Source organism: Methylobacterium sp. B1 (assembly GCF_000333255.1).
Classification (GTDB): Bacteria; Pseudomonadota; Alphaproteobacteria; order Rhizobiales; family Beijerinckiaceae; genus Methylobacterium; species Methylobacterium fujisawaense.
Genome location: NZ_BACT01000568.1, coordinates 1 through 7,535 on the forward strand (window position 1 = coordinate 1; position 7,535 = coordinate 7,535).

General features: G+C 68.9%; 6 protein-coding genes and 2 pseudogenes. 2 read left to right on the forward strand and 6 right to left on the reverse strand.

The genetic code is table 11. The features are described from left to right. Together I53_RS16610 and I53_RS36175 are read right to left on the reverse strand one after the other, a co-directional pair. The coding region (locus tag I53_RS16610) for an EAL domain-containing protein (RefSeq protein ID WP_251982341.1) at nt 1-1,786 on the reverse strand (1,786 nt) is incomplete at its 3' end. 38 nt (nt 1,787-1,824) lie between these two features. After that, nucleotides 1,825-2,052, reverse strand: a pseudogene (locus tag I53_RS36175) (MHYT domain-containing protein); the annotation flags it as partial. Between I53_RS36175 and I53_RS33990 the strand changes: the two are divergent. Then, nucleotides 2,014-2,202, forward strand: a complete 189-nt coding sequence (locus I53_RS33990; RefSeq protein WP_187294365.1) for a hypothetical protein — start codon at nt 2,014-2,016, stop codon at nt 2,200-2,202. The pseudogene I53_RS36175 and the gene I53_RS33990 overlap by 39 nt on opposite strands. 767 nt (nt 2,203-2,969) lie before the next feature. On the opposite strand, the gene I53_RS16620 is transcribed toward I53_RS33990, so the two are convergent. From I53_RS16620 to I53_RS30480, 4 genes are all read right to left on the reverse strand, one after another. Beyond that, nucleotides 2,970-3,251, reverse strand: a complete 282-nt coding sequence (locus tag I53_RS16620) for a hypothetical protein (protein ID WP_043352597.1) — start codon at nt 3,249-3,251, stop codon at nt 2,970-2,972. Then, a complete protein-coding gene (locus I53_RS16625) occupies nt 3,248-5,638 on the reverse strand; it encodes a PAS domain-containing hybrid sensor histidine kinase/response regulator (RefSeq protein WP_043352598.1) in 2,391 nt (796 codons plus the stop codon). Before I53_RS16625 ends, I53_RS16620 begins: the two co-directional genes overlap by 4 nt. Nucleotides 5,639-5,691: 53 nt before the next feature. Continuing rightward, nucleotides 5,692-6,588, reverse strand: coding sequence for an EamA family transporter RarD (gene rarD, locus I53_RS16630; protein WP_043352599.1), 897 nt, complete (start codon nt 6,586-6,588; stop codon nt 5,692-5,694). A gap of 116 nt (nt 6,589-6,704) precedes the next feature. Next, the gene (locus I53_RS30480; RefSeq protein ID WP_051044848.1) at nt 6,705-7,205 is read right to left on the reverse strand and encodes a methyl-accepting chemotaxis protein; all 501 of its coding nucleotides are present in this window, start codon (nt 7,203-7,205) and stop codon (nt 6,705-6,707) included. Nucleotides 7,206-7,234: 29 nt separating this feature from the next. Between I53_RS30480 and I53_RS16640 the strand changes: the two are divergent. Then, nucleotides 7,235-7,535: pseudogene (locus tag I53_RS16640) on the forward strand (DDE-type integrase/transposase/recombinase); the annotation flags it as partial.

Genomic DNA, 7,535 nt, shown 5'->3' on the forward strand with positions numbered 1-7,535 from the left:
CGGTCCGAGGCAGATCGCGCAGGTGTGCGAGGGACGAGTAGCCGGTCCCGAAATCATCCATCGCGATCTTGAGACCGAGCTGGCGCAGGGCGGAGAGGGTGTGGGCGATCTGACGCCCGTCCTCGACCAGCGCCGTCTCCGTCAACTCGATCTCCAATCGGTGCGGCGGCAACCCGCTCTCGGCCAGAGCTGCGGTGATGTGGGCGAGAAGCATCGGCGAGCGGAACTGGACGGCCGAGACGTTCACGGCGACATGCTGATGCGGCTGCCAGCGGGTGGCTTGGCGGCACGCCTCGCCCAGCACCCAGGTCCCGATCGGCACAATCAGCCCCGTCTCCTCCGCCACCGGGATGAAGCTTGCCGGCGCGACGAGACCCCGCGTCGGATGCTGCCACCGGATCAGCGCCTCGAAGCCGACGACAGCGTCATCGGCGAGCGCCATGATGGGCTGGTAGGCGAGATGAAACTGCCCCTCCGTCAAGGCGATCCGGATGTCGTTCTCCAGGGTGTGGCGCTCGGCGACGGCCTCCATCATGCCCGACGCGTAATGCGCCGCGCGTCCTCGTCCGTGACGCTTCGCCTCGTACAGAGCGATGTCGGCGCGCTGCAGCAGCTCTTCCGGACTCGACCGATCCGCGTTGTCGCTCAAGCCGATGCTGCAACCGACCATGACCGTGAGGTCGTTGAAGGCGTACGGCTTCTCGACGTCCACGATGATGTCTTCGGCCAGGCGGCTCGCTGCATCGGCATCCGCCTGTGTGACCACGGCCATCTCGTCGCCGCCCAGGCGCGCCACGAACCCTGACGCGCCCGCTAGGGCGCGCAGGCGCGCGGCAACGGTGACGAGCAGGCGATCGCCGACGCCGTGACCGAACGTGTCGTTGACCGCCTTGAACCGATCGAGATCGATCAGCAGGAGCGTGAAGGCCTGTCCGGTCTCATGGACGAGCGCCATGTGTTCGATGAGCGAGCGGCGATTTGCCAGACCCGTGAGGGGATCACGGTAGGCGAGGTGCAGGATCTCTCGCTGCGCCTGCTTCTCCCGCGAAACATCGTCGAAGGTCAGCACCGCGCCATCGTCGATGGGCTGACAGGCGATGGACAGGATCCGGCCGTCGTCGAACGTATGCTCGACGAGCGTCTCCTCGCTCCGGGCCATCCAGGTCCGATGATTCGCCAGCACCCGCGCGATGCGGGTTTCGTCCCAGGCATTGGCGCGGCCGGTCACATCCAGAAACGTCGATAAGCTCATGCCTCGGGCCATGCTTCCCGGCGGCAGGTTGAGCATCGTGCACAGTTTCTCGTTGTACAACTCGACGACTTCGGCGCCGGAAACCTTCAGGATCCCGTTCGACATGTTCTGCAATGTCGTCGCCAGGATTCGCGCGTGCGTGGCCTCCTGCCCCTCGAAGCGCTTGGCAACCAGCAGGGCGAGCAATGTGCCGAGCAGGAGGATGGCGGCGCCCGTCGCGGCGAGGGCAGCGAGTTGGACCTGCATGATCGGCAGGAGCTGATCGGACCGCGCTCCGACCAGGGTGGTGCCGGCGATGGAAATGAAGTGCGTGCCGCAGACCGCGGACACGATGAGAACCAGGGTGACGAGCGGTGGACGGGCATGTCGCGCCACGGTCCGAGCCAACGCCATACAGATGCCGCCGATGAGGCTGGCAAGATGTCGAGGTCGGGCGATTGCGTTTGGCTGCAGCCCTTCAACGCGGCCATGCCGATGAGGTGCATGCCGCCGATCCCCAAGCCCGCCGCCGCGCCGGCTGCCGCGCGCGTCCATGTCCGCGCGCATTGCGTCGACAGGGCCAGCGGCCCGCCGACCGCGACAATGGCCACGGCCGCTGAGCCCAGGGTCGTCGCCGCCTCGTAATTCAGAAGGAGGTCGGTCCGGTACCCGAGCATCGCGACGAAGTGGGTGGTCCAAACGCCGGTCCCGGCAACCACGGCCGTTCCGAGTTGCCAGCGCCTCCTGACGCGCGCCGAAGCGCTCTCCGCTTGCCGGATGAAGTGGACGAGCAGCCACGCACTGAAAAAGCAGATGACCATCGCGGCCAGGGCGAAACCGGCCGCCTGACTGTCCAGAAGGGCTGCGACGAAGAGATCCATAGGATCATCATGCACCACAAAGATGTGCGCAAACTAAATCATCATCGTGAAGAATTCTCTGGGCGTGCCCCCATAGACGGCCGGGTGTAACAACCAAAAATTGAAGGTGTCGGGCAAGCTCGGATGTCCTGCCGAACGGCGTCAAAATCTGCCGGTTTCGACCGCCGGAGCTCCGAGCCTCCACGACGTCGAAGCTCCGGGCGTGAACGCGGACGATTCGTTGTTCCGGAATACTGAGGACTACAGCCAGCCGCCCATGCCGTCGGTACTAGGCCGGAAGAATGTTTTCGCGCTTCGCGATGTCTCGACTTGTTCTCGAAGAAATGATTGGTCTCAATTTTCGTGAGCAGGCCAAGCGCGCAGCCTGTGACATAGCGAATGCCGCGCCGGATCCGGCAGGTTTGGCCGGACCACGGAGTCTCGCGACGGCCTGGCTCTTTTGCCTGTCGCTATCTAACGCATTTCTTGGCCGAACTTATATTATTCAAGCCTCGTTGTTGTATTGAATGTCGAGCATTTGTCGTATGGATGTGATCGCCGCGCGGGCGGCTGGGACGGCGACGTTGATGCGCGGGCCGGATCCTTGCCGGGACGCCAATCGCGCCGTTGCGCGATGGCGTGTGATTGGCCCGGATCTACAAAAGATCTTCGCCGTCCCCACCCTGCTCCGGGGCTGACCGGCGCAGGCGTGATCTGCTTCCGCCTGCGGATTGTCCCGCACGGGCAGTGCCACGGCATCCCGGTCGATGCTGCCCGCGCTGTCCTCGCGCGCGGCCAAGCGAACCACGACCGAATGCGGCCTCCCGGTGTCGCGCAATCGGAGGACTTCGCCGCGCCCGCGAGGGGGCGGCGGCGTCTCACACCTCGGCGCGGGCCTCCTCCAGCAACTGCGCCAGCCCGGCATCCACTTCCGCGGCCAGCATCCGGCGCTCGGCGTCGGTGAGATCCTTGGCCCAGGCCCCGCTGCCGAACCCCTCCGTGCAGCGCGCCCGCTCGGAGGCGAAATAGGCTTCGGTCTCGGCCGGCCGCGTCTTCATGGCGTGGACGAGGCCGAACCACGCCGCCCGCTCCACAACCGCCAGCCGTGCCCGCAGGCGGATGGCCACCGCCTTGTCCGCATCGATCCCGGGATCGCTCATGGTCTCTCTCCCCCCTCCTGCTCCGCGAGCTGCGCGAGCAGGCCCTGAAGCTGTCCCGGAACCGGCTCGTTCGCCGAACGCGCGTAGAGGACGCGCAGTTGCCGGCCGATCTCCGCGAGGCTCATGGAGCCCTTGGCGATCACCCGGTCGGCCTGCCGGTTCAGGCTCTCCTTCTCGGCGGTGGTGATCTCCTTGGCGGTCAGCACCACCACGGGCACGTCGCCATCGGGCCGCGAGCGGAGCGCCCGCAGGAAGCCGAACCCGTCCATCTCGGGCATCATGAGGTCGAGCAGGATCAGGCTCGGCCGGGCCTGGCTGAAGCGTTCCAGGGCGATCCGGCCGTTCTCCGCCTCGTCGACGGTCCAGCCTTCCCGGCCGAGGGAGCGGCGCAGGCGCTCCCGGGCATCCGCATCGTCATCCACCACGAGGACCCGTGCCTCGTTCGGCGCCTCGGGCCGGTAGCGCTCCATCAGGCCCTTGAGCCGGTCCCAGTCGATCGGTTTGACGAAATAGTCGGTGGCGCCGAGCGCCTGGCCGAGCCCCTGCTCGGCCACCACCGAGGTCATGATCACCGGGGTCCCGGCCAATTCGGGATCGTTGCGCACGGGGTGAAGCACCGCCCAGCCCTCCATGCGGGGCATCTCGACGTCGAGCAAGATCGCCCGCGGGCGGAGCGCCCGGGCGAGCGTCAGGCCGGCCCGGCCGTCATTGGCGCTGCGGACGTGGAAGCCCTCGCGCTCCAGGAAGCGCTGGAGCAGCTCCCCGGCGGCCGGATCGTCGTCGACCAGCAGCACCGTCTCGTGCTCCTCGTGCGGCTCCACCGGCGTGAGAGCCTCGGCCTCGGCCGTCGGCGCATCCTCGGGGCTCAGGATCGCGGGCAGGCGGACCGTGAAGGTCGCCCCCGCCCCCGGAACGCTGGTGACGCCGATGTCGCCGCCCATCGCCTCGCAGAAGGCGCGGGTGATGGCGAGCCCGAGACCCGTGCCGCCGAACTGGCGGGTGGTCGAGTCGTCGGCCTGGACGAAGCGCTCGAACAGCCGCCCGATCTGGGTCTCGGTCATGCCGATCCCGGTATCGGCGACCGCGAAGGACAGCCAGTCCGCCCCCTCTTCCCGGTGCCGCCGCACCGTCAGGGTGATCGTCCCCTTCTCGGTGAACTTGGCGGCGTTGCCGAGCAGGTTCACGAGGCACTGGCGGATCTTGGTCTGATCCTGGTGCATGGACCCGAGATCGGCGCCCGCCCCTTCGCCGGCATCGAGGACGAAGCGGTTGCCCTTCTTCTCCATCAGCGAACCGGTGGAATCGCCGACATCGCGGAGCAGGTCCGCCACCGCGAAGGTCTCGGCCGAGGCGGTCATGCGGCCGGCCTCGATCTTCGAGATGTCGAGGACGTCGTTGATCAGCGACAGCAGGTGGCGCGCGGCCGCCTCGATCTTGCGCAGGTCGGGCAGGAGGGCGGCCTGGCCGATATCCTCCAGCTCCTCGCCGAGCATCTCGGAATAGCCGATCACCGCCGAGAGCGGCGTGCGCAGCTCGTGGCTCATGTTGGCGATGAACTGGCTTTTCGCCCGGTTGGCCGCCTCGGCGGCCTGGCGGGCGCGCTCCACCGCCTCCTCGGCCTCCTTCCGGTCGGTGACGTCGACGCAGGTGCCGACCCATTCCCGGAGGGAACCGTCCTCCGCGAGGACCGGCACGCCGCGCACCTCCATGGTGCGCCAAGCCCCGTCGTGGCGGCGCAGCCGGTACTCGACCTCGTAGAGCGCCCGCGCCTCCACGGAGGCGGCCCAGGCATCGGCCGCGTGACCCCGGTCCTCGGGATGGACGGCGTCCAGCCAGCCCCAGCCCTGGTAGGCCTCCTCGGTCTGGCCGGTATAGATGCTCCAGCGGACCTGCGGCGGCATCAGCTCGCCCGCCGCGTTGGTGTTCCAGATCACCGCCGCCGAGGCGTCGACCAGCGCCCGGAACCGCTGCTCGGAATGGCGCAGGCGCTCCTCGATGGCGCGGCGGCCGGTGATGTCGGTGTTGGTCCCGTACCAGCGCAGGATCCGCCCGGATTCGTCCCGGTGCGGCAGCGCCTTCGACAGGAACCAGCGATAGGTCCCGTCCTGCCCGCGCAGGGGGAACGTGTCCTCCCAGGACCGGCCCAGGGTGATCGCGGCCCGGTAGCGCTCGGTCACCGCCTCGACGTGATCCGGGTGATGGACCGTGCGCCAGCCCCATCCCCGCATGTCCTCGAGGGACGTGCCGGTGAAATCGTACCAGCGCTGATTGTACCAGATGATCGTGCCGTCAGCCTCGGCGATCCAGGCGAGCTGCGGCAGCGTCTCGGCGAGGTTGCGGTAATCGGCATCCGTCACGGATCCTGGGCCGCTCTCAGTCTCGCTCATCGACCCGACGCTGTCCCGTCATCCGCCCCAGCGGCGGCCTATACCAGTATTCCTTATACACGCATCGCGTCCGGATCCGACCGCGGCGACGCCGCGGCCGGCAGGCGGCGAAACCGCAGGGCGTCCACCGTGTAGAGCGCGAGCGCCACCCAGATCAGCGCCAGCATGAGCGCCCGGTGCGGCTCGACGTGCTCGCCGTAGACGAGGACGCTGAGGAGAAGCAGGCAGGTGGGCGCCACGTATTGCAGCAGGCCGAGGGTGGTGAGCCGCAGGCGCACCGCCGCGGCGGCGAACCAGATCAGCGGCAGCGCGGTGGTCAGGCCCGTGAGCATCAGGAGCGCGCGGTCGCCCGGCGCGGACGGCAGGAACGGCTCGGGCGAGAGGACGAGCCAGACGATGGCGGCCGGCAGGAGCAGGAGGGTCTCGGCCAGGAATCCGACCAGCGCGTCGACGGCGACGATCTTCCGGGCGAGCCCGTAGAGTGCGAAGCTCACCGCCAGAGACAGCGACATGAGGGGCAGTTCACCGGCCCAGACCACCGCGACGGCGACGCCCGTCGCGGCGATGCCGATGGCCAGCGCCTGCGCCGGCCGCAGCCGTTCGCCCAGCACCACCCGCCCGAACGCCACGCTGACCAGGGGATTGATGTAGTAGCCGAGGCTCGCGTCGAGTAGGTGCCCGCTGCTGACCGCGTAGAGGTAGAGCAGCCAGTTCACGCCGATCATGGCCGCCGAGAGCAGCAGGAGCGCGTGCCGCTTGCGCAGCGGGAACGGCAGGTTCAGGCGGTGGCGCGCCGCGAGGACCAGCGCCAACGCGCCGGCGAACAGGCTCGACCAGACGATGCGCTCCGCCAGGATATGATACGGGGTGTAGGCCCCGAGCATCCGGAAATGCACCGGAACCAGGAGGCCCCAGCTCAGATAGGCGGCGAGCGCGTAGACGAGGCCCACGGCGTCCTCCCGGTCGACCCGGATGGGCGGCCGGGTCGGCGGGCTTTAGCGTGCCGGGCCAGTCCCTGTCAGGGGGTGCCGCGCAGGGCAGCCATCCGGCGGTCGCGGTCGGGTCTTCACGCCGCGCGGATCGTGGCGAGGAAGCGCCGAACCTCACCACCGAGGTCCGCGGATTGGCGGGCCAGCGCGGCGGCGCAGGCCTGCACCCGATCGGCGGCCGTCCCGGTCTCTCCGGCAGCCGCGGCAACGGCCGCCATGGTGGTGGTCACCGCGCGGGCCCCGGTGGAGGCCTGCACGACGTTGCGGGCGATCGCCCGGGTGGCCGTCTCCTGCTGCGCCACCGAGGCCGCGACGCTGGCGGCGACCCCGTCGATCTCGCGGATCCGTGCGGTGATCGCGGCGATCACCGCGACCGCCTGATCGGTCACGCCCTGGATGCGGCTGATCTGTCCCGAGACGTCGCCCGTCGCCTGGGCCGCCTGCGCGGCGAGGTCCTTCACCTCGCTCGCCACGATCGCGAAGCCCCGCCCCGCCGCTCCGGCGCGGGCCGCCTCGATGGTGGCGTTGAGCGCCAGCAGGTTGGTCTGACGCGCGATGGCCCCGATCAGCTCCACCACCGCGCCGACCTTGGCGGCGGCGGCGCTGAGTCGATTGCTGCGATCGGGAAGCGATGAGCTACGTGGCGACCACGGCGGGCATCACGGGCGAGGACGTCCGCGACCTGATGGTGGCGGCCGTCGAGCATCGCTTCGGGGCGGTCAACCAGCTACCGAGCCTGATCGAGTGGCTGACTGACAACGGCAGTTGCTACGTCGCCCGCGACACGCGCCGCTTCGCCCGCGAACTCGGCTTGATACCGAAGACGACGCCGCTGGAGAGCCCGCAGAGCAACGGCATGGCCGAAGCGTTCGTGCGAACCTTGAAACGCGACTACGTGCGTGTCTCGG